The sequence below is a fragment of the Weissella koreensis KACC 15510 genome (genome assembly GCF_000219805.1).
Lineage (GTDB): Bacteria > Bacillota > Bacilli > Lactobacillales > Lactobacillaceae > Weissella > Weissella koreensis.
The window spans coordinates 951,073-973,120 of sequence record NC_015759.1 but is presented as its reverse complement, the minus strand read 5'-3'; the positions used below and the strand labels follow the sequence as shown (position 1 = coordinate 973,120).

Below are 22,048 nucleotides of genomic sequence, written 5' to 3'. Positions count from 1 at the left end.
ACTAAATTTACGCTATTAAGTCCTACTTTTCAAGTTATACCGTTGCTAAATAATCTCCAAAGATCATTCGACCAGCATCTGTCTGTAAGCTTGACGTAACTTCAACTTTAACTTGTTGTTGAAGATGCTTCTTTCCGTCCTCAACAACCACCATCGTTCCATCATCCAAATAACCAATTGCTTGTTGACGTTCACGACCGTTTTTAACCAAAACTACTTGTAATTGATCACCTACCGCTACTTGTGCTCGTAATGCACTAGCTAAGGCATTTAAGTTCAAAACTTCAACATTTTGGAAAGTAGTCACCTTATTTAAATTAAAATCATTAGTAACTAAAACCCCGTCTAATTCTTGGGCTAACCGAATTAATTTTTCATCAACTTCCTTAATATCTTCATAATCACCATCCCACATTTCAAGAGGAATAGTTTGATTTTCGCGTAATTCATTTAGAATATCTAATCCACGACGTCCACGCACTCGTTTCAACGGCTCTCCTGAATCAGCAATATACTGTAATTCATATAAAACAAAGTTTGGAACCAATAGAGTTCCTTCAATCCAACCAGTCTTCACAAGTTCCAAAATTCGCCCATCAATTAAAATATTAGTGTCTAAAATCTTGTAATGATGAAAATTAGCTTCATCCAAAGGTTCCTCATCCGTCGTTTCTGTTGAATCACCACGAGGTGATCGTATTCGTAACCGCGACATCAAACTTGTCATGAAACGATAAACTTCATCCATACGACCAGTACCAATTCGATAGCCTAGATACCCCAAAACAATCATAGCTAACAAAGGTATTCCGGTATTAATAAAGAAGTTGGGAATATTTCTTAATGGAGCTGTGGCTAAGAAAGCTAAAGCCAATCCAACAATAGTTCCCAAACTACCTAGCAACAACTTAAGTGGTGGCTCTTCAGTCAGAGCTTGTTCAACCCTCTTCAATAACCGATCAAAAAACGACCATGTGAATAAACTCAATAGATAAAAAATAATTGCACCAAGGATAAATCCCAAAATCGGATTATTAATCCATAAAATATGTGAATAACCTATTAAATTCCACAGGGCCGGTAGGTATGCTATTCCAAGAGCCCCACCACCTAAGACATACGCTAATTGAATAATTCTTTTGCGCATTCTAACTCCCTCCTATTCTCTTACATCAACGTTAACTCAACGCGAGATCTAAAGCCTCACGGAGCGTTTGAACTGTGATCACTTTAATCCCTTCAATTTTCAGCATTTTCTTTAAACTATTTTTCGGAATGAAAATCCGCTTAAACCCTAATTTTTGTGCTTCCGTGATCCGTTCTTCAATATGTGGTACTCGCCTAATCTCACCAGTTAAACCAATTTCGCCCACAAAGGCGTCAGTTAGCCGAGTCTCTGCCTCACGATAACTGGATGCAATTGCTACTGCCAAAGCTAAATCAACTGCAGGTTCATTGAGTTTAACCCCACCGGCAGCTCGAACATAGGCATCCTGATTTTGTAATAATATGTTGGTTCTTTTTTCCAATACCGCCATAATCAGTGACACCCGATTACGATCAATTCCCGAACTGGTTCGTTGAGCGTTTCCAAACACAGTTGGCGTCACTAAAGCCTGCACTTCTACCAAAATAGGTCGTGAACCCTCTAAGGCCACAACTACTGCTGAACCAGTGGTAGCTTCCATCCGCTCTTCCAAAAACATTTCAGAAGGGTTCAAAACCTCCGTCAAGCCTTCCTGCTGCATTTCAAAAACTCCGAGTTCATTAGTTGAACCAAATCGATTTTTGACAGCCCGTAATAATCGATAGCTACGTTGATTGTCACCTTCAAAATAAAGCACTGTATCAACCATGTGTTCTAATATTTTCGGTCCAGCAATAGCACCATCTTTGGTAACATGACCAACGACGAAAATCGTAATCCCATTGGTTTTAGCGATCTGCAATAATTCAGCTGTCGTCTCACGAATTTGTGCAACTGATCCAACTGCCGAATTGACATCTGGTTGTTGCATCGTCTGAATAGAATCGATAATGACATATTCAGGTCCGTAATCATCAATAGCCTTCCGAATATGTGTCATATCAGTTTCTGGATAAATCAAAAAATTATGATCATCTTCTACGCCCAAACGTTCCGCCCGTAACTTAATTTGAGCCGCACTCTCTTCGCCAGAAACGTATAATACAACCCCTTCGCCAGCTAATTGGCCTGAAACTTGCAACAATAACGTTGATTTACCGATTCCTGGGTCACCACCAATTAAGACCATCGAGCCGGGAACAACCCCTCCACCTAAAACTCGATTAAATTCTTCAATTTTAGTTTTAACGCGAGGAACCTCTTCTAATTCAACCTGATTTAATCGTTCTACTTTCGCCACTTGTCCAGCTAAGTTAACTCGATTTTTACGATCAACTTTATCGCTTGGAATTTCTTCTTCTACTAAAGTTCCCCAAGCACCACAGTTACTGCAACGACCCAAGTAACGTTGTGAAATATCACCACAGTTAGAACAAACAAAATGGGTCTTTACTTTTGCCATATTTTATACCCCCGTTGAACCAAATCCGTTTTGACGTACTTTTTTATTATCTTGATCATCTTGATCTGTCACCAAATACTTCATGAAAATTCCTTGACCAATCCGTTCACCTTTTTTAATTATGAGATCACGTAGTCCAAAATTGGTCATTTGAATAAACAACTCACCTTCGTTACTTGGATTATCAACATAGTCAGCATCAATGATCCCCACCCCATTCGGTAGAATTAAACCGCGTTTTAATGGATTGGACGATCGATTCGCCACCATTAAATATTCATCTTCTTCTAGATAAACCTTTATCCCTGTTGGAACTAAAACAGGTTTGAAATCCTGATGAGCTCGTTGGTACTCTGTATCTGTAACTCGATTTTGACGCCAGATTGACCAAAGCACTTTTAAAACATTATGTCGCCAAATTGAAGGTACCACAAACTCTTCTGCTGCTTCAAAATCATACCCTGCTGCATATTTTGTACTTCTTTGTGGTAGTTTCAAATCAGCATTTTGATATTTTTTAACGATCGCAAAGCTACGTCCCATCTTAAAGCCTCCTAAAATGAATTGTCTGTTTTCTATTATACCTAATTTACAAATAAATAATGCGTTGCCAATCACATTTTAAGATTTAAATTACTAAATCAGTCCCCCTTTTAAAGTAATAAAGCGCCCTCCTAAAAGGACGCTTAAAATTCGTGTTTAAATTTCAACTAAATGGCATACCATCATGCCATTCTATTTTTTGATATTCAGGGTTCATAAAAAATTTCTTTTTTGCATATGAACAAACTGGTCGAATTAATTTATGCTCTCGTTTAGCCATTTGTACCACTTGGGATAACATCATCCCTGCAATTCCTTGCCCTCGTAATTCCGGCGACACATTCGTTGAATCAATTGACCATACTTTTCCATCTTCAATCGTGCTATATACTAATTCAGCATCAATTTCGTTTTGTGCATCCCGGTGAATGATTCTATCTGGCTCAACTATAAACTCCATAACATCTCCACCTTTCATATCAATCAATAAAATTCCTGAAAATTTAAATATCTTTTCTTAATCCATATTACTAGCATGCTTCAAAAAACAAAACGTAAAAATATTAATTCAAATTCAGCATTGGTTGAATTTTATCATTTAATCAGACTCATTAACATCTTTTACACACCTTTAATTACAATTTTATCATCTTCCAATTTTGCTTCCAATTCATGTTCAGATGGATTATCAAGATAAAAGTCAGCAATTTGATCCTCTAATTGTTCTTGAATTACTCGTCGTAATGGACGTGCACCCATCGCTGGATCAAAGCCCAAATCAACTAACTTAGCTTTAACATCATCATCGACCTTGATCGTCAATCCAGTTGGTTCAATCATCTTATTCATGTCACCTAACATTAATTGTACAATCTTCATCAAATCAAGCTTTGTTAAAGCATTAAATTCTACAATCCCATCAAATCGATTCAAAAATTCTGGCTTAAAGTACGGAGCCAAACGTTCCATCAATTTGGTTTCATTTTTATCATCATCCAAATGATTTTGTGTTCCAGCGTTCGATGTCATAATAATAATCGTATCTTTAAACGAAACGGTGTGCCCTTGAGCATCAGTCAAACGACCATCGTCCAAAATTTGCAAGAACATATTCATCACATCCGGATGAGCTTTTTCCACCTCATCCAGCAAAATCAATGAATACGGATTACGGCGTACTGCCTCAGTTAATTGACCTGCTTCATCATAACCTATATAACCGGCTGGTGCTCCAATCAACTTAGAAACACTATGTTTTTCCATATATTCTGACATATCAAATCGAATCAAACTATCAGTAGTTCCAAATAATTCTTTTGCTAATTGCTTAGCTGTTTCTGTTTTACCAACCCCAGTTGGACCGACAAATAAGAAACTTCCAATTGGTCGATTGGCCTTATTAAATCCAACTCGATTTCGACGAATAGCGCGAGCAACTTTGGTCGTCGCCTCTTCTTGTCCAATCACATGATCTGCTAAATTATTAGCCAAATTTTGCAATTGTTTTTGCTCCGCATTCTGCAAATCACCAACTGGAATTTTTGTCTTTTCTTCCACGATTTTTTGAATGTCTTCTACGTCAATAACTTGAGTTTTACCATCAATTGGTTGTGAATCTTTGGCTGCTTGCTTTTGTCGATTCAATTGCTCAACTTGCGACTTCCAATAACCAGCCTTCTCATAATCCTCAGCGTCAATTGATTGCTGCTTCATATTCTCAGCATACTTAATCTGATTCTCTAGCTTCTTGGGATCATCCACTTTCACTTCCAAATTCTTTCGTGAGCCGGCTTCATCTATTAAATCAATTGCCTTATCAGGCAAGAAGCGTTCTGGAATATAACGACTCGATAATTCAACAGCCGCCTTAAGCGCTTCGTCACTGTACTTAACTTTATGATAATCTTCGTAACGTCCACGAATTCCTTCCAAAATCTGTAACGCTTCTTCTGCACTAGGTTCATCAACTTGAACCGTTTGGAACCGTCGAGCAATAGCTGCATCTTTCTCAATTTGGCGATATTCATTTAAAGTTGTTGCTCCAATAAGTTGGAACTCACCACGAGCAAGGGCTGGCTTCAAAATATTTCCAGCATCCATGCCACCTTCGCCCGCAGCTCCAGCGCCCATAATTTCATGAATTTCATCAATAAACAAAATTACGTCTTCGCGCTTAGTGACTTCTTCCATCAGCTTTTGCATCCGCTCTTCGAATTGCCCGCGAACGCCAGTTCCTTGAACCATTGAGACGACATCCAGACGAATCACTTCTTTACCTTGCAACTTAACTGGCACCTGACCATCAACAATTGCTTGAGCTAAACCTTCTACAACGGCCGTCTTACCGACCCCAGCCTCTCCAATCAAAACCGGATTATTCTTAGTTCTTCGATTTAATATTTCGACAACTCGTTTTATTTCATCATCACGTCCAATTACCGGATCAAATTTACCTTTCCGGGCCATTTCGGTCATATTAATTCCAAACTGTTCGAGTAAACCTTCATTTTTTTGACTGTCTGCAACTTCAGCTTGTCGCTGACGGCTAGCTTGTTCTTGCGCAGCTCGTTGTTGCATCTGCGCTCGTTGCATTTGTGCACGCTGTCTTGCTGCTGAATCACTGGTTCCATTCATTGCATTAAAAATATCATCAAAATTCGAGAAACTAAATGGATCATAATTTGCCATATTTTGTATCCTCCTATTTATTAAATCATTCTAACGAGTTAAAAGGTCCCATTTACATCTTCAACTTTGACCTTCCTTAACCTTACATGAATATTTTAGCACTCCACCATCGAGAGTGCAAGTTTTTGAACCTTTATTTTTAACTTTTTATACGTAAAATATAATCTTTTTATAACTATATTTTAATATAATTTACTATCAGTGTCAGCTTTTTCCAGTATGAAATTTTATTTAACAAAAAAAGCCCAACGAATAAAAATTCGTCAGACTTTCTAAGTTTTATTTTAAATTATCGACTAAGCTTACTTAGCTTCGATAACTTGCTTACCATTGTATGAACCATCAGCGGCTACGTGGTGGTTACGTACGTAAACACCATTTTCGTTCATGTGGATTGCAGGGGTTTGGATCCCACCGCGTCCTCCACGACGTGAACGCTTCTTAGCTTTTGAAGTCTTATGTGTTGGAACTGCCATAGTTGTATCCTCCTTTTTTACGCTACCAAGCCTAAACTGAGGAGGCAGCATTAATTAATAATCGATTATTTTTCAACTGTTCTAATTTACATGTTTTTTTGCGTTTTGTCAAGATCACATACCCAAAAAAAGCTGTAAGAGAACAACACTTAGTTCAGTTTAACACGGTTTATATAAGATTCAACCCTTATTCATGAATTTCAGGCATTTGTTTAATAACCCGTGCGGGATTACCAGCAGCCATAGTATTGCTAGGAATATCTTTAGTCACAACACTTCCTGCTCCTATAACCACATTATCCCCAATCTTCACACCTGGCAAAACAATTACTGATCCGCCAAACCAACAATCATCCCCAATCGTAATTGGTAAATCATATTGCCATCCTTCCCTTCTTAAAACAGGATTTGAAGGATGGTGATTAGGTGTATAAAGCTGGCAATTAGGTCCAATAAAACAATCTTTTCCAATTGTAACCTGCCCAGCACTTAAAATTTGCAAATTTGCATTTATAAAAGTCCGAGCACCTACTGTTAGATTATTTGGATATTCAATTGAAGTGATTGGAAAATATATATCAACATCAGCGGCAGCATGTGGTAACAATTGTTTTAATTCTCGCATAGCCTGCTCATCATCTTCAATCGCGAGTTGATTAATTTTTTGAATCCGTTGAGCACTGGTTTTTACAATTTTTTGTAATTTTGGTTCTTTAGCATATTGATACCAATCTCCATCAGCAACTTTTTTAAAAACATCTTTTCGAGCAAGCGCTTTGATATCAGGATCTTGTCTTTGTTTATTCATCTGGATAAATTATCTCCTAATTTATTTATACGAACAAATTATATCACATTATCTAGAAATGTATGCGCTTAACTCAGACTGAATTAGGTTTTTATAGGTATATTCATAAATTATTTTTTATGTTTAAAATATATTGATTTAGCTCCATGAATAATAATAGTTAACAATACAATGGGAACCACCACTAATATTAAAAAATTTCCATCTTCATTCTTTAGAAAGAAATATTTCAACAATCTTAAGATTAAAGTTCCCCAGATGGCTAACTCAATAGAATTTAAGATTCCTTCTTTAACAATGTTTTTCATCAAATATACCTCTTCGCTATTTTTTGAATCTTATATTCATGTAATATATTCCAAGGAAAAATAGTATTACCAATATTGCCACTACAGTATTACCGATTAAATTCATTCCACTTTGTCCTGAATATACTCTACATAGATAAACAATGAGGACTGATAATACAATAGAGTTTAGCAATCTCATATACATGTCCCTTACTTTCTTAATTTAAATCGGTGATGGAACCAGCCAGCTCTTAAAAACATCCGTTTTACTTTTGTATTTTTACCCTAAAAACACATACCAATGTCATGTTATCATTATGTTAGAGTCAATAAACTGCCTGAATAACCCTCTAATTGTACTACTATTTTTCGTATATGATTCAATTACAATTTAAAATAACAAGTTAAATATTTTTTCTAGCAATCCACTTTCCAATACTATAAATAAACCTATTAAAATATAAATGAGCCTAGTGATCATATCTCCAAATTTATCAAATGCCCATTTTACAATTTTGATATTACCTGTATAGTAAGCTAAGATACTAGTTATGAAAGCCAATAACATAAAATAAAATCCATAAAAAATAGACTGATTAATAGTCAACATAGATAATACTGGTACATACAAAGCTATATTATCCGCACTACATGATGTCAGGTAGAGAAAAGCAACTGTCAAAATCGACAAATTCAAATAATTATCTCGGTTCTCTTCCTCAGCACCCTTTATTCCAAAATAGACCGGAATTAATCCTAAAATACCAATTGTCCAAGAAGGAAATATCGCTTGAAACATTTGTCCAATCGTAGCGCTAATTAAATACATACCAGCAACACCAACAATATATCCAATAACGGTATCTCTAAAACCATGCCTCTTAATTAACGGTATTAATAATATGAAAAAATCTAAGTTAGCCCCTACAAATAAACTAGTCATTAATGTAAAATACATAGTTATCTCCTTTTATAACCAATTGGTTATATAACTATTAGATTATATAATGAACCTTCCTGATTATCAATGGAGAAATTAATATGAAAAAAGAAAAACCTCTTTTAGAAGAAGCTATCAAAATATTTAAAATATTAGGTAGCGAAACCAGACTCAATATTTTATTACTATTAGAAAAAAAAGATATGACCGTAACTGATCTTTTCAATGAACTCGAAGTATCGCAGCCAGCGATATCTAAACAATTAGCTATTTTAAAAGAATATAAAATTATTTCTTATGATAAAAAAGGTGTTGAAAACATTTATAAATTAAATGATTTACATATCCTAAATGTTATCAATTCAACAATGGGCCACGCTGAACACGTTTTAAATAATCAAGACTGCGATAATAACGCCTAGATAAAATCGCCTACCTTCAATTCATAAAATAATTTTATAAATATCTAAGATTTAAAAAACGCCTTAACATTTAAGTTAACGCGTTTTTTTAAGTATGAAATAATCTATGCCTTTTTATCATTATTAAATATATCCAGCATTGCTTTGATTACTAAATAAATCAAAACTATTATTTGGTTTAATAAATATAAATTAAACTTTATTGTGTCATTATTTGATATAAAAAAATTATGCAGATCGATCATTTTTAACATCGCAAATGAAAGCAATGTTATAAAAATTATAGAATATCCTATTTGACTTCCATAAGATGAAATTTGGTATTTTCTAATAATTCCGCTACCACCATTAAAAAATTCACCCTTCACATGATTTTTATTCAAATAAACGTTTAAATATCCTAAATATAGCGTCCATAACAATATACCCAAAAGATAACTATATTGATTAGGAATGCTAATCATCAAAGCTCCGAAATAAAGTAATAAATCAGGTTTTACATTAACTTTTTTGACTACGATAGATCCCGATTCGAAACCAATTAAGTACAGAATATACATAATGATTGGTGCTTTAGACCCAAACCAATTCATTGAATAAAAAGTTGCAAAAAATAATACGTATACCATCAACATTCCTCTTAATATGGTTAAATTAAAAACAATGTTCCGACTGAATTTTTTACTTACTGATATAACATACACGATTAATATAATTAAAATGATACTAATTAATAGATCTAATCCATAATTCTTAGACAAACCTTTTGAAAGTAAAAAAAGCACTCCTCTAATGGTAAAGATTATAAACACTAGGGCCAGAAACAATATTGGATTGTTATCACTTATTTTTTGTACATCTTGTTTTGCAAGATCTTTGGTCATTTTATATGCCGAAGGTAGACACAACATTGATAGGATACCATAACCTAAAAAATTAATTTGATAATAACTTTCAGAATATGGATGCGCTAATAATATTGCTACTAACATAACTATTAACAACATAAATATTGACCAGATGTATTTCTGATTAATTTTACTTGTATAGTCCAAATCAACCTTACCAGCAAAAAAAGTCGGCCATAAAGTCGCTGAATGGTAACCCAACAAGATCCCCGCTAATAGGCTACTATAGATATTCAAAGGAATCATCGCCATGCTCAAAGCTCCCAATATTCCAGCAGCAATGCTAATTAAGATGTTATTCCATTTATTGGAAAAAATATTAAATAGCATAATACTGACTGATCTGGTTGCATATATAAAAGCTAAGGTAACTAACAACAAAGGATTATGATTATTTGCATAAGCCATTAAAGTTATAAAATAAGGCAAAAATACACATACATTTGCAATAAAATTTAAAAATGAATAACTAAATATCATATCATTTTTCCTTTACTATTATTTAGTATATAAAAAACCGCTTCAACAATAAAGTTAAAGCGAGTATAGGCCTTTAAGGCGTTTAATTTTTCGATCATCATTTAACTTAAATCAAATTACAACTAATGCTTACCAATGTGCTGATCAATTTAGTTAAACTACTGGGTATGCTGGATTCGAACCAGCGCATGCTAGTACCAGAAACTAGTGCCTTACCGCTTGGCTAATACCCAATCATAATACACCCTATTATATAACAAGCATATTGGCAATTTCAAGAACTAAATTTCGGATTTAATGATTCTATTCATGAAGTTCCAAAGGGAGCCCATCAGGATCAAAGAAGAAGGTCATCTTTTTATTTGTTAGTTCATCCATCCGTACCGGCTCAAATTCAATTCCTTGAGCATTCAATTCAGCTAAAGCTTCGTCCATATTTTCAACTTTAAAAGCTAAATGCCGCAATCCCAAAGCTTCAGGATAGGTAAGGCGCTTAGGAAAATGGTCTGCAATAAAAATTTCTAATTCTTGATCACCCAAACGCAAATCAAGTTTAAGATCATTTTTAGCTGGACGCGGAGTTTCACGAATAACTTCAAAGCCTAATTGATCAACATAAAATTTCTTGGTTTCTACATAATCTGATGCGTTAATAGCAATATGATGAATTACTGAAAATTGCATATTATCAACTTCCTTTACTAAATATAATGTTAATTTTTAAACCTTTTCGTGTTCTTCAACAACATTGGATAAGATTTTTTCATTAACCATTTCGCCATTTTGCTTCCACGTGCCTGATTTATTCCCCTCAAACCAATTTCCAACATATCGTTATAATTTAGACTCGGTTGAACAAATTGGCCATTTAAATAACATTGAGTACAATATATTTGACTACGTGAACCATCCGTTTCAGTTCCTAAAATATTTTTATTTAATGGCATTGCACAACTTTGACAAAACTTTTCCATAATTATAACCGTCCTTAATTCAATTGATTTAAAATTTCTAGCAAAACCGCAGCATCGGCTTCTTTTCGAAAACCAACTAAAACATTTTTAAAATTTGAATTTTCAAAATAGGCTCGATTTTGATCAAATAACAATTGATAAGTTACATCATCTTTCAATAACATAGCCAATCGTCCCCACGTAATCGGTTGATCAGGTTGTTTAACAGGGGCAATTAAAATATGTCCCCCATCATTTGGTTCTGAAACTGCGATATATTCTTGCATAATATAACCTCAATTAATTCGTTTTTTTCACTAAAAAGTCGTGTTCAAAATATGAATCATAATACCAATTATTATATCCATTATATCAAGCTTTTACTTTAAGCCCTAAATAAATCAGGGGTCAAAGCAAAAACGCCTCAATCCCTGATCTTTTTAATGATTTTATTTATCGCTAACGTTTTTCAAAATTTTATCAATCAAGCCATATTCCAAAGATTCATCAGCATCAAGCCAGTGATCTCGTTCAATGTCTTTATTAACACGCTCTAAAGGTTGATCAGAGTTTTCAGCCAAAACTTGTGCTAAACGCTTTCGTGTCTTGAAAATTTGCTCATAAGCAATTTTCATTTCAGTTTCTTGTCCTTGCGTTCCGCCCATTGGTTGATGAATTAGGAATTCAGAATTAGGTAGCATGAAGCGCTTCCCTTTTGTTCCTGATGAAGCTAAGATAGAAGCCATTGAAGCAGCTAAACCTACAACAATTGTTTGTACATCAGCATGCACAAAGTTCATCGTATCATAAATTGACATACCGGCGATCACTTCACCACCTGGTGAGTCAATATACATATAAATGTCCTTATCAGGATCTTGTGCATCTAAGAATAATAATTGTGCTTTAATTGTCGCAGCCATTGCTGAGTTGATTTCACCCGTCAACATAATAATACGATCAATTAGTAAACGTGAATAAATGTCATATGAACGCTCTCCACGTGCAGATTGTTCAATGACGTATGGAATTGGATTCATTAAGTACAAACCTCCTATGAATGTGTATGTTTCATTTTATATTTTATTTGTTTTGAGGTCAATCACTTAATCGTTTTTGGTAATTGTCCACCATTCCTGAAACTTTCAGCAAGTTCTGAAATTTTACGTAAACGATGATTGACCCCAGATTTGGTAATTTGACCAGAATGAACATACTGTCCTAATTCTGATAAAGGATCATCGCGATGTGCCAGTCTAATTTCAGCAATTTCTCTTAATTTAATTGGTAATCGATCTAACCCAATTTCTTCATCTAAAAACTCGATATCCTGAACTTGTTTTTGACTAGCGCTGACCGTTTTGTCGATATTAGCATTCTCAGCGTTAACTAACCGATTCACGGAATTTCGCATATCCCGCATAATTCTAATATCTTCAAATTTCAACATAGCAACCGTAGCTCCCATTAAATTTAAAAGATCAACAATTTTTTCAGATTCTTTTAAATAAACAATGTATCCTGAGCGACGTTCCACAACTTTTGGTTTCATTCCAAATTTATCAATCAAGCGCGCCAACTGTTCAGCTTGTTCAATATATAGAGAATATATTTCTAAGTGATAGCGTGAAGTTTCTGGATTATTGACTGATCCAGCAGCCAAAAATGCGCCACGTAAATACGATCTAATCATTCCCTCATCAGCCAGCCAATCTTCTGAGACCGTGGCTGTAATTTCACCAGATTCAAAAATATGAAGATCATTTAAAAGCTCACTCACATCTTGATTAATACGAACAATATAAACATTATTTTTTTTCAATTTCATTTGTCGACGAACTGATATCTCAGATTCAACATCATAAAACTGTTGCAAGAGGGTTAAAATGCGACGCGCCGTGGCGGCATTCTCTGTCTGTACATTTAAAGTCCATTGCATATTGTTCAAGCCCAAAGCTCCATTCATTCGCAACAGAGCAGATAACTCCGCCTTAGCATTTGGAGCCTTAGTTATTTCTAACATAGTTAACTCTTTTTTGACATCACTAGCAAACGACATAATTACCCCCTTTCATTCTTTTTGACAAAAGGAACGGGCTGAAACATATTTCGTCGCAGCCCCGTTCTAATTTTAATTTATTTTTAAATCACCACTACATCTATCATATTACAAGGAATCTTTTCCCGTCCCCGGATCTTTGATGATTGTATATAATAATTCAGCAATCTTTTGGGCGTCATGAAAGACCCCTTCATCACGCAGTTCAATCAAGTTACCCATAATTGGAACTGCACCTTGCTTACGCACTTCTTCAGGATCAGATTTTACCTGATGCGAAATTTCGTCCCATCTTTGCCAGTCAATATAATCTTCAGGAACTAATCCGGAATTCATAATTACGGTATCAATCACATTAGCTCCAATATGTTTATTTAAGACACGTAAATGATCACTATCTGAAAAATCATCAGTTTCACCTTTTTGAGTCATAATATTAGAAATATAGATGATTCTAGCAGGAGTAATTCTTAAAGCTGAGGCTACATTTGGAATACTAATATTCGGTAAAATACTAGTATATAAAGAACCTGGTCCTAAAACAATCACATCTGCGCCCAAAATAGCATTGATGACTTCTGGCTCTGATTTTGGTTCTGAGCCATCAACGTCTTCAACCCAAATTCTTTCAATTTTTTTATGAGCGTGTGTAATCTCAGCTTCACCACTGATTGTGGTTCCATCGGTAAATGTAGCGCATAAGGTCAATGGATCATTCACAACCGGATAAACATGTCCTTGCACGTCCATCATCTGAGACAATATCTTGATCGCGGCGCTAATATCTTGGTTTTCTTGGGCCAAGGCAGCAATCATAAGATTACCAATGGTGTGATTAGCTAAAAATCCGGCGTCACTCTTAAAGCGATATTGAAAAAGATGTAAAAAATCATTAGAAGCATTCGATAAAGTTGCCATGACATTACGAATATCTCCAGGTGGTACCATCCTTAAATAATCCCGTAGTGTCCCTGAAGAACCGCCGTCATCAGCAACCGTAATAATCGCTGTTAAATCTAGAGGATAAGCCCGTAAACCATTAAGTAGAACTGATTGTCCGGTTCCTCCACCAATAACTACTACTTTCCCATTATTATTAGCAATGGATTGCTCTATTTTTGTACTCATACTTGTTGGCCATTATCTTTCCGCCGCTGCATATCACGATGGTATTCAGTAACCGGCCAACCTGCATCTTGTAACATTTTCGCAGTTCGATGTGCAAAAGCAACTGATCGATGTTGCCCCCCAGTACATCCAAAAGCAATCGTTAAAATTGAACGTCCTTCAGCTTTATAACGTGGTAACGACCATTCCAAGACGCCTAATTCTTTTTGATAAAATTCATCAGCTCCATCTGATTTCCAAACATACTTATAAACTTCATCATCAATTCCTGTTTGATTTCGTAATTTAGGAATGTAATAGGGATTATCTAAGAAGCGAACATCAATCACCAAATCAGCATCTAAGGGAGCTCCATACTTAAATCCAAAGCTCATTACCTGAACTTTAAATAAATTAGAATGAGCAACTTGATCTCCGTAGTTACGTAAAATTGTTTTGCGTAACTCACGTGGCCCAAAATTAGACGTATCTATAACTTCGGTTGCTAGTCCTTTAATATCATCTAATAAATTCCGTTCCTTTTTAATATCATCTAAAGTCCCAGACCCATCACTCAGCGGATGGTGACGGCGTGTTTCTTTATAACGTGCAACCAATTCTCCATCGGAGGCATCTAAAAATAAAATTTTCAATCGATATGCCTGATCCTGATTTTGATTCAACATGTTTTGAACAATTTGACTTAAATTAGCAAATATTTGTTCTGAACGTAAATCAATAACCACTGCAGCATTCACTGTTGGATCTTGTTTTTGCATGAGCGCCCAATAATTAGGCAACATCTCAGCTGGGAGGTTATCCGTTGTAAAATAATTTAAGTCTTCAAACGCCCGCATTGCGACCGTTTTACCAGCTCCGGAAACACCAGTTATAACGACTAATTCTGGTTTATGCATTGCAAATCCTCCCTCAATTGTTCCTTTATATCCCAAATTATACCATGCCTAGACCAAGTTAATTAATAAAAGAATGTAACAAAAAAACCAGGACAAATATCCTGGCTTTTTTACATTTGAAATTTATAAATTATTTAACTGATTTAGTGCCGATATAGTTGACGTGCAACCAAAGTTGAAACTCGTGCATGCCTAGAGACATAAGCTGCTTGCGATCCTAGTGAGTCCCAGAATCCTTCATGCGAATGAGCTCCCACCACAATTAAGTCAGCCTGAACCTTAGGCGCAATTTCATGGACTAAAATATCACCAGCTTTGGCTCCATCTTCAAAGACCACTTCAACATCTTTAACACCTTTGGAATGGGCATAATCACGGTAACGTTCCAGATTGGCTTGATATTCGTCACGTTTTTCTTTCACTAATGATAATGACATAGCTTCAAGAGTTGAAAGGTCTCCCATCTCTAGAACTGTTGCGATAACTAACTTTGAATCATCTTCGCGAGCTTGATGCACCGCATTGATAAGGGCGAAATATCCTTGTTCTGACTCATCCACACCTACTAAAATTGTTTTAAATTGGTTTGGTTCAACATCAAAATTTAATCCACTCATATTAGTTCTCCTCATTCTCTAGAAATTAAAACAGTGCAATGATTTTTCCAAAAATATCAATTACAAGTTGAATATTTAATCCTGTCAAAACAATGAATATTAACCATGCTAAGATGATCATCCACTTTGGATTAACGAACTCTTCACCCATGATCTTCTTTGATGAAGTAAAGTAAATCAACGGTGCCATCGCAAATGGTAATGCAACCGACAAGAATACTTGTGAATAAATCAGAAGTTGATCTAGCTTAGCTTCATTTCCGCCATACATAAGTGTGAAGATAATAACTGGCAACAAAGCCAATCCACGCGTTACCAAACGTCGGAGCCACATTGGAACCTTCAAATGCAAGAATCCTTGCATGATAACTTCTCCAGTTAGAGTTCCCGTAATTGTTGAATTTTGACCTGAAGCTAACAAAGCAACGGCAAACAAAGTTGACAAGACTGGTGAGGCAACCGCCCCAGCAATCGTATTATCTTGTAAGGCGTTATACATAGCGCCAAAGGTTCCAACTTGATCAGCATGGCCAAAGAAAAGTGCAGCCCCTAGAATCAAAAGTAATGAATTAATTACAAAGGCTAATGACAATTGAATATTTGAATCCCAAGTCATGAAGCGTACTGCTTCTTTTAATTCACCCTTGTTTTCTCGATCAATCTTACGAGTTTGTGAAATTGAAGAATGAAGATACAAATTATGGGGCATAACTGTTGCTCCAATAATTCCCAAGCTCAACATCAAACGTGTTTCACCACCACCCATAGCATGCGAATTATTCATCGTTTGTAATGATGGTAAGTAACCCTTAAACATGGCCGCAATATCGGGTTGTGACAAAATAACAAGGTAAGCAAAGATGGCTAAAATTGTTAGAATCAAAGTCATGACAATTGCTTCGATTTTACGGAAACCGAACTTCATTAATAATAGCAATAAGAATACATCTAGTGCAGTTGTCAAAACTGAGGCAATCATTGACCAACCAAACAACAAGTGTAAGGCGATCGCTCCCCCAATAACTTCAGCAATATCAGTCGCCATTAAGGCCAACTCTGTCATAATCCAAAGTGCGATTCCGGTTTTTTTACCAGTTCGAGCTCGTGTGGCTTGTGCTAAGTCTTCCTGCTTAACCATTCCTAGCTTTCCAGCCATATGTTGCAATAGCATCGCAATTAGCGACGAAATTAGAATAATTGATAACAGTAGGTAGTGATATTGCGCCCCACCACCTACAGAGGTTACCCAGTTTCCAGGATCCATATAGCCCACTGCAACCAGTGCACCAGGTCCAGAGAAAGCAGCTAACTTATGCCAAAAGGATCCAGACATTGAGGCTTCAACGGAACCGTTGACTTCCTCTAAGCTCAAATCATCCCCAGCATCTTCAATCATGTGATGCTTCTTACTAGCTTCGACCATTTCAAATCTCCTTTTCGACTATTGAGATATTTGCATATCTGTACGTCTATTAAATTGTTTGACCATTTGATCTAGGAGCGAGTTCTACCGGTCTCGCAACTAACCTGTCCGTAATTCTAACCTAGGTCATTTTACGGTCTTTATTGAAAACTTGGCTAAATATAATTCATAAAGGTTTTCATTCAACCATTAGTTGAAAGCTTATGAATGATACCTAACTCGCGCCCTATCTCTTTTGGCTGGTCTTATTGTCTATCTAATTTCACAAATTGTCAATCATATTTTAAGATAGGTTTAATGTAAGCGTTATTTTTTATGATGTCAAATTTAACGAGTTTTCATACTTTTAAGATAGAGCCTAATATAGAGAAATTATATCGCCTAAACTATGTATATATATAACTAATAAATCTAATTTAAAAAACATTGGTTTATTTTTTTAATAGAGTATTAATTGTAATTTTTAATATCAAAAAAGGCCGTGATAATTTTATCGCGGTCTCTTTTAATTTAATATTTTTATATATTTTATTCTTTCACATCGGCGTTATATTTTTTCTCACCAACATGTTCTTCACCCAATGAAACGAAATCATATGATAGAGCAGCATTTCGTTTAAATTCAGCCAAACCATAATTAATAATTTCGTCAATTAATTCTGAATAGCTAATTCCTGAAACTTGCCACATTTGAGGGTAAAGTGAAATATTAGTGAAGCCTGGTAAGGTATTTGGTTCACCCAAGTATGGGGTTCCATCTTCATCTAACATGAAATCCATTCGCGTCAATCCAACCAAGCCCAATGCACGGTATGCTTTTAAGGCCATCGTTTCAATTTCTTTGACAGTTGCTTCTGGTAACTCAGCTGGTAACTCAAAAACCATCCCTGAAGCATCCACGAATTTATTATTATAATCATACCATTCGTCATTTTCGGGTAGAACAATTCCTCCGATTTTTGAAACACGAGGATGTTCATTTCCCAAAACAGAGATAAAGACTTCACGTGGACGCTTTAACCCAGCTTCCACCAAAACCTTATAGTCATATTGGAAGGCTTCTTTTAGGCCTTGTTGATATTCAGCCTCATTCGTTACCCGTGCAATTCCAACTGATGACCCTTGTTTAGCCGCCTTAACGAATAAAACATCCGTTCCCAGTTCCGCTACCAATTTTTCATATGAATATTCTTGACTATTTAAGTCCGTCAACAAAACATACTTAGTATTGCGAACTCCAGCATGATCTAAGATTCGCTTCGTCAAATCCTTATCAAAGGACATCGCAGAGGCAGCTGTTCCAGCCCCAATATAAGGCTTTTGTAACAAACGGAAAAGGGCTTGCAAAGTTCCATCTTCCCCTAAGTTTCCATGAACTACTGGGTAGAAAAGATCAATTTGATCAACTTTACCTAAATTAATAATTGGAGCCAATGGACTTGTCGTATCTAAATCCTTCATAGCTTCAGCCACAATTGGGTCTTCATCTTCACCCTCAAACACCCGCCATGAAACTTCTGGGTTCATAACATAACCAGCTTTTGAGATCAAAAAGATCGTTACATTATATTTTTCTTTATCCATTGCATCATAGATATTATGTGCAGAACGTTTTGAAACATCATGTTCTGATGAATTACCACCAAATAACATCGCCACATTTAATTTTTCGCTCATGGTTTTTATGCTCCTATTTTTCCTTTTATCTTACCTTAGTCTGAACAAATTTAATAGTTTTTTAAATCAAAAATGCACGCCCTTCATCCAAATATTCATATAACAAAGGCGGTAAATCTTTTTGTAACAAAATAGCGGCCAATAAATGCGTTTGATTATAATGTTGCGTCCAACTGTCATAATTTTCAGCTTGCATTTGTCGCATCAATTCAGGACGCCATTGCTTTAACTGTCGTAAAATATATTGTAAGTATAAATCGTTGATCTTAGCTAAATTAACTATATAACGGGCTATTCGCTCAACTTCACCCATCACTAATGGGGTTTTCACTCGTTTAACTCGTTCTACTAATAAAGTTTCCAAAAATATTTTGTCTGCTCGATCAACTTGAGCATTCACATTAATCTCATCTAATAAATTCCCTAAATGAGTAAAAGCATGGGCCCAACCTTTATCAGCTACATACCCACGTGTATCTCGCTCTAATACAATATAGATTCCGATTTTTTCAATTAACTCATTCCATTGATCATGATTCATTAACTTAATATGTTTCCGTCGGCCTGAATAAATTAACAAAGCCAGTAGGAAAATCGCAAAAGATCGTTGAAAAATACCGTCATTTTCAGGTTCATTAATATGGCTAAATAAAACTTCATCTTTTAGTAATTCACGCACCATCATTTGTTCTTGTACCAGGCTAAAAGCATCTTGTTGAATCCCTTGCATCAAAGCCATAAAGACACCTTGATCTCTAATTTGTGGATTTGTTTGCTTTAAACCAGCTAATAGAACCTTGATATCATTTTCAGTTAATTCGTTGACCGTTTGTTCAGCCAAATGTTGATTAAATTGATCAACTCGAGCCAACAATAACAACTCATCTTTCCCAGAAATTTGAGTCACCGGTGTGGATACATTAAATTCAAGATCATCAAGCATTTTACCGGATACTGGTCCTAATGAATCAAATAATTCTCCAGTATGAATTCGTTCACGCAAGTCGATCACTTGCGCTTTAATTTCATCAATTTGATTAACCATCATAGCGACCCCCTTTCACTTTAAATTACTTATCTCTAGTTTAATGCAAAAACCAAATTTAGTGAACTCTTCAATTTTCAATCATTTTCATTAACCCGATCCAAATAATTAAGATATAAATATAAGCTTAAACTTTATTAATAGAAATTAAAAAGCCAATTTAAGTTTTCCCTTTGAAAAAGAGCTCCTAAATTGACTAATATTATAAATGATTTTTACTCTGACAAATGGAAATAATAAGTCGAAATGGTAACATCTCGCTTTGCCAATGCCGTTCGTAACCGTAAACTATTTTGGTTATGCAAAGCATTTTGCCAAGATGAATGCGGAATAAACTGTGGAATCAAAACAGTTAGAGAACGATTTCGTTCTTTAGCCCCTTTAGATATTTCATCCACGAATCTTAACGCCGGAACCGTAATTGAACGATATGAAGTATGCACATCCACATAACGTACATCCGGGAATTCACGTTTGAATTCAACCCCTAAACGATATTCACGTTCTGGATTTGAATCAAATGAAACATGCAAAGCCATCACGTTATCCCCAATCGACTTAGCATAGTCGACTGCTTCAGCCGTCACTCGTGTGAGATTAGAAACTAAAATCACTACTTCGGATCCCTCATAATGTTGACGCTTAATTGGTTCCTTTGACAAGACACGTAATTGTTTTCCAATTTTACGATAATGTCCTCGGATACTCATAAACATGTACAATAAGATCGGCATAATAATCAAATATGGCCAAACGTTTGAGAAATGCAAAGAAAATAGAATAACTACTAATGAAGCTGAAATCGCAGCCCCAATAAAGTTAATAATTGCCTTACCCACCCAGAATCCATCACGTTCACGCCACCAATGAATAATCATTCCAGACTGAGACAAAGTAAAGGGAACAAAGACCCCGACCGCATACAGCGGAATCAAAGCTTCCGTTGATCCACCGAAAATCAAGATCAAGACAATTGAGCCCAAAGCGAGGGACACAATTCCATTCGAGTAGCCCAAACGATCGCCCTTATCCATATAAATATGGGGCATAAATTTATCTTTAGCCAAATTGTAAGCCAACTGTGGAAATGCTGAAAAACCAGTATTAGCTGCAACTGCCAAAATCAAAGCTGTGGAAATTTGAAAAATATAGAAAAAGGCGCCGTGTCCGAAAACTTTTTGCCCAATTTGAGCCAAAACAGTCAAATCAGAATCAGGCCTAATTCCATACCAATACGATAGAAAGGTAACACCACCAAAGAAGAAAGCCAAAATAATTGACATAATCACTAACGTTGATGCCGCATTATGTGCTTTTGGTTCCTTAAAGTTTGGCACTGCATTAGAAATGGCTTCAACTCCTGTTAATGAAGATGATCCACTTGAGAAGGCACGTAAAATTAAGACCAATGACAGTCCGCTAAAGCTAGTTCCAACCGCTGCTGGAGCTTGATATTCTACCTGGCCAGTCATAATATTGTACAATCCCACAATAATCATGATCACCATCATCACGATGAAAGCATAAACTGGTAAAGTCAAAAATCCAGCTGACTCACGAACCCCTCTTAGGTTTACAGCCATCAATAACAATACCAAGAGAATGGCAATCGCGATTGAGTAATGTCCCAGCCATGGAATGGCTGACGTAATCGCCGCTGTTCCAGCAGTTACAGAAACCGCCACCGTTAACATGTAATCAACTAAAAGTGATCCTCCGGCCACCAAGCCTGGTTTTTGACCCCAATTTCTAGAAGTGACCAAATAAGCGCCACCACCTGATGGATACTCATGAATAATTTGTTGATATGATAAAGTAATCGCTCCTAATAACACCAAAACCAAGATGGCAATCGGAATTTGAAGCCATAGCGCCATTGCACCGGCCGCAATTAAAGCGGTCGTAATTTGTTCTGTTCCGTATGCCACTGATGACAAGGCATCAGATGACAATAAAGCTAAGGCTTTCCCTCTGCTTAAATGTTGTGATCCTTCTTCCAACGTTTTTAATGGCTTCCCAATTAAAAACCGCTTCAAATAGCGCCACATACTAATTATCTCCTATTATTATTATTCCTACAAACTGCTATTCTAATCCATTTGTTTCGCTTTGTCTATGGCTTAGTTACCAATTAGATTAGTATAAT

Annotated in this window: 23 protein-coding genes and 1 tRNA gene; 1 reads left to right on the top strand and 23 read right to left on the bottom strand. The window is 35.8% G+C overall.

Features of this window, described 5'->3' with window-relative positions; translation table 11 throughout:
* Positions 1-34 precede the first annotated feature (34 nt).
* The 9 genes from WKK_RS04690 to WKK_RS04650 form a co-directional block, all read right to left on the bottom strand.
* On the bottom strand, positions 35-1,147 hold the full coding sequence (locus WKK_RS04690) for a PIN/TRAM domain-containing protein (RefSeq protein WP_006844966.1): 1,113 nt from the start codon (positions 1,145-1,147) through the stop codon (positions 35-37).
* A gap of 31 nt (positions 1,148-1,178) precedes the next feature.
* On the bottom strand, positions 1,179-2,549 hold the full coding sequence (gene radA, locus WKK_RS04685) for a DNA repair protein RadA (RefSeq protein WP_006844965.1): 1,371 nt from the start codon (positions 2,547-2,549) through the stop codon (positions 1,179-1,181).
* 3 nt (positions 2,550-2,552) lie between these two features.
* Complete coding sequence (locus tag WKK_RS04680; protein ID WP_006844964.1) at positions 2,553-3,092, bottom strand: dCTP deaminase/dUTPase family protein; 540 nt, start codon at positions 3,090-3,092, stop codon at positions 2,553-2,555.
* 163 nt (positions 3,093-3,255) lie between these two features.
* Entirely contained in the window at positions 3,256-3,552 is a 297-nt protein-coding gene (locus WKK_RS04675; protein WP_006844963.1) for a GNAT family N-acetyltransferase, read from the bottom strand.
* A gap of 161 nt (positions 3,553-3,713) precedes the next feature.
* Positions 3,714-5,780: an ATP-dependent Clp protease ATP-binding subunit gene (locus tag WKK_RS04670; protein ID WP_006844962.1), complete on the bottom strand. Its 2,067-nt coding sequence runs from the start codon at positions 5,778-5,780 to the stop codon at positions 3,714-3,716.
* A gap of 302 nt (positions 5,781-6,082) precedes the next feature.
* On the bottom strand, positions 6,083-6,256 hold the full coding sequence (gene rpmF / locus WKK_RS04665) for a 50S ribosomal protein L32 (protein ID WP_006844961.1): 174 nt from the start codon (positions 6,254-6,256) through the stop codon (positions 6,083-6,085).
* Positions 6,257-6,443: 187 nt separating this feature from the next.
* Positions 6,444-7,064, bottom strand: coding sequence for a sugar O-acetyltransferase (locus WKK_RS04660; protein WP_013989624.1), 621 nt, complete (start codon positions 7,062-7,064; stop codon positions 6,444-6,446).
* A 110-nt stretch (positions 7,065-7,174) separates the two neighbouring features.
* Complete coding sequence (locus tag WKK_RS04655) at positions 7,175-7,372, bottom strand: hypothetical protein (RefSeq protein ID WP_013989623.1); 198 nt, start codon at positions 7,370-7,372, stop codon at positions 7,175-7,177.
* Positions 7,373-7,745: 373 nt separating this feature from the next.
* The gene (locus tag WKK_RS04650) at positions 7,746-8,312 is read right to left on the bottom strand and encodes a cadmium resistance transporter (protein WP_013989622.1); all 567 of its coding nucleotides are present in this window, start codon (positions 8,310-8,312) and stop codon (positions 7,746-7,748) included.
* 83 nt (positions 8,313-8,395) lie between these two features.
* On the opposite strand from WKK_RS04650, the gene WKK_RS04645 reads away from it, so the two are divergent.
* Positions 8,396-8,716 carry an ArsR/SmtB family transcription factor gene (locus tag WKK_RS04645; RefSeq protein ID WP_006844957.1) on the top strand — a complete coding sequence of 107 codons (321 nt, stop codon included), beginning with the start codon at positions 8,396-8,398 and terminating at the stop codon, positions 8,714-8,716.
* A 104-nt stretch (positions 8,717-8,820) separates the two neighbouring features.
* Here WKK_RS04645 and WKK_RS04640 read toward each other — a convergent pair whose 3' ends face one another.
* From WKK_RS04640 to WKK_RS04575, 14 genes are all read right to left on the bottom strand, one after another.
* A complete protein-coding gene (locus WKK_RS04640) occupies positions 8,821-10,032 on the bottom strand; it encodes a hypothetical protein (RefSeq protein ID WP_158306224.1) in 1,212 nt (403 codons plus the stop codon).
* Between the two features lie 233 nt (positions 10,033-10,265).
* A tRNA-Gln gene (locus tag WKK_RS04635) sits at positions 10,266-10,337 on the bottom strand.
* 70 nt (positions 10,338-10,407) lie between these two features.
* Positions 10,408-10,788 (bottom strand): SMU1112c/YaeR family gloxylase I-like metalloprotein, encoded by a 381-nt coding sequence (gene gloA2 / locus WKK_RS04630; RefSeq protein ID WP_013989619.1) that lies wholly within the window; start codon positions 10,786-10,788, stop codon positions 10,408-10,410.
* Positions 10,789-10,817: 29 nt separating this feature from the next.
* Positions 10,818-11,078: a zinc ribbon domain-containing protein gene (locus tag WKK_RS04625; protein WP_006844953.1), complete on the bottom strand. Its 261-nt coding sequence runs from the start codon at positions 11,076-11,078 to the stop codon at positions 10,818-10,820.
* Positions 11,079-11,092: 14 nt separating this feature from the next.
* The gene (locus tag WKK_RS04620) at positions 11,093-11,344 is read right to left on the bottom strand and encodes a hypothetical protein (RefSeq protein WP_006844951.1); all 252 of its coding nucleotides are present in this window, start codon (positions 11,342-11,344) and stop codon (positions 11,093-11,095) included.
* Between the two features lie 162 nt (positions 11,345-11,506).
* Positions 11,507-12,097: an ATP-dependent Clp protease proteolytic subunit gene (locus WKK_RS04615; RefSeq protein ID WP_006844950.1), complete on the bottom strand. Its 591-nt coding sequence runs from the start codon at positions 12,095-12,097 to the stop codon at positions 11,507-11,509.
* Between the two features lie 62 nt (positions 12,098-12,159).
* Positions 12,160-13,116, bottom strand: a complete 957-nt coding sequence (gene whiA / locus WKK_RS04610; RefSeq protein ID WP_006844949.1) for a DNA-binding protein WhiA — start codon at positions 13,114-13,116, stop codon at positions 12,160-12,162.
* A 108-nt stretch (positions 13,117-13,224) separates the two neighbouring features.
* Complete coding sequence (locus WKK_RS04605) at positions 13,225-14,244, bottom strand: gluconeogenesis factor YvcK family protein (RefSeq protein ID WP_013989618.1); 1,020 nt, start codon at positions 14,242-14,244, stop codon at positions 13,225-13,227.
* Positions 14,241-15,140 (bottom strand): RNase adapter RapZ, encoded by a 900-nt coding sequence (gene rapZ, locus WKK_RS04600; protein WP_006844947.1) that lies wholly within the window; start codon positions 15,138-15,140, stop codon positions 14,241-14,243. The genes WKK_RS04605 and rapZ overlap by 4 nt, the downstream gene beginning before the upstream one ends.
* 143 nt (positions 15,141-15,283) lie before the next feature.
* A complete protein-coding gene (locus WKK_RS04595; RefSeq protein ID WP_006844946.1) occupies positions 15,284-15,757 on the bottom strand; it encodes a universal stress protein in 474 nt (157 codons plus the stop codon).
* A gap of 25 nt (positions 15,758-15,782) precedes the next feature.
* Positions 15,783-17,180, bottom strand: a complete 1,398-nt coding sequence (locus tag WKK_RS04590; protein ID WP_013989617.1) for an Nramp family divalent metal transporter — start codon at positions 17,178-17,180, stop codon at positions 15,783-15,785.
* Between the two features lie 528 nt (positions 17,181-17,708).
* Positions 17,709-18,857: a D-alanine--D-alanine ligase family protein gene (locus WKK_RS04585; RefSeq protein WP_013989616.1), complete on the bottom strand. Its 1,149-nt coding sequence runs from the start codon at positions 18,855-18,857 to the stop codon at positions 17,709-17,711.
* A 61-nt stretch (positions 18,858-18,918) separates the two neighbouring features.
* Positions 18,919-19,905 (bottom strand): DUF2785 domain-containing protein, encoded by a 987-nt coding sequence (locus WKK_RS04580; RefSeq protein WP_049776230.1) that lies wholly within the window; start codon positions 19,903-19,905, stop codon positions 18,919-18,921.
* 212 nt (positions 19,906-20,117) lie between these two features.
* On the bottom strand, positions 20,118-21,950 hold the full coding sequence (locus WKK_RS04575; RefSeq protein WP_006844942.1) for an APC family permease: 1,833 nt from the start codon (positions 21,948-21,950) through the stop codon (positions 20,118-20,120).
* Positions 21,951-22,048 lie beyond the last annotated feature (98 nt).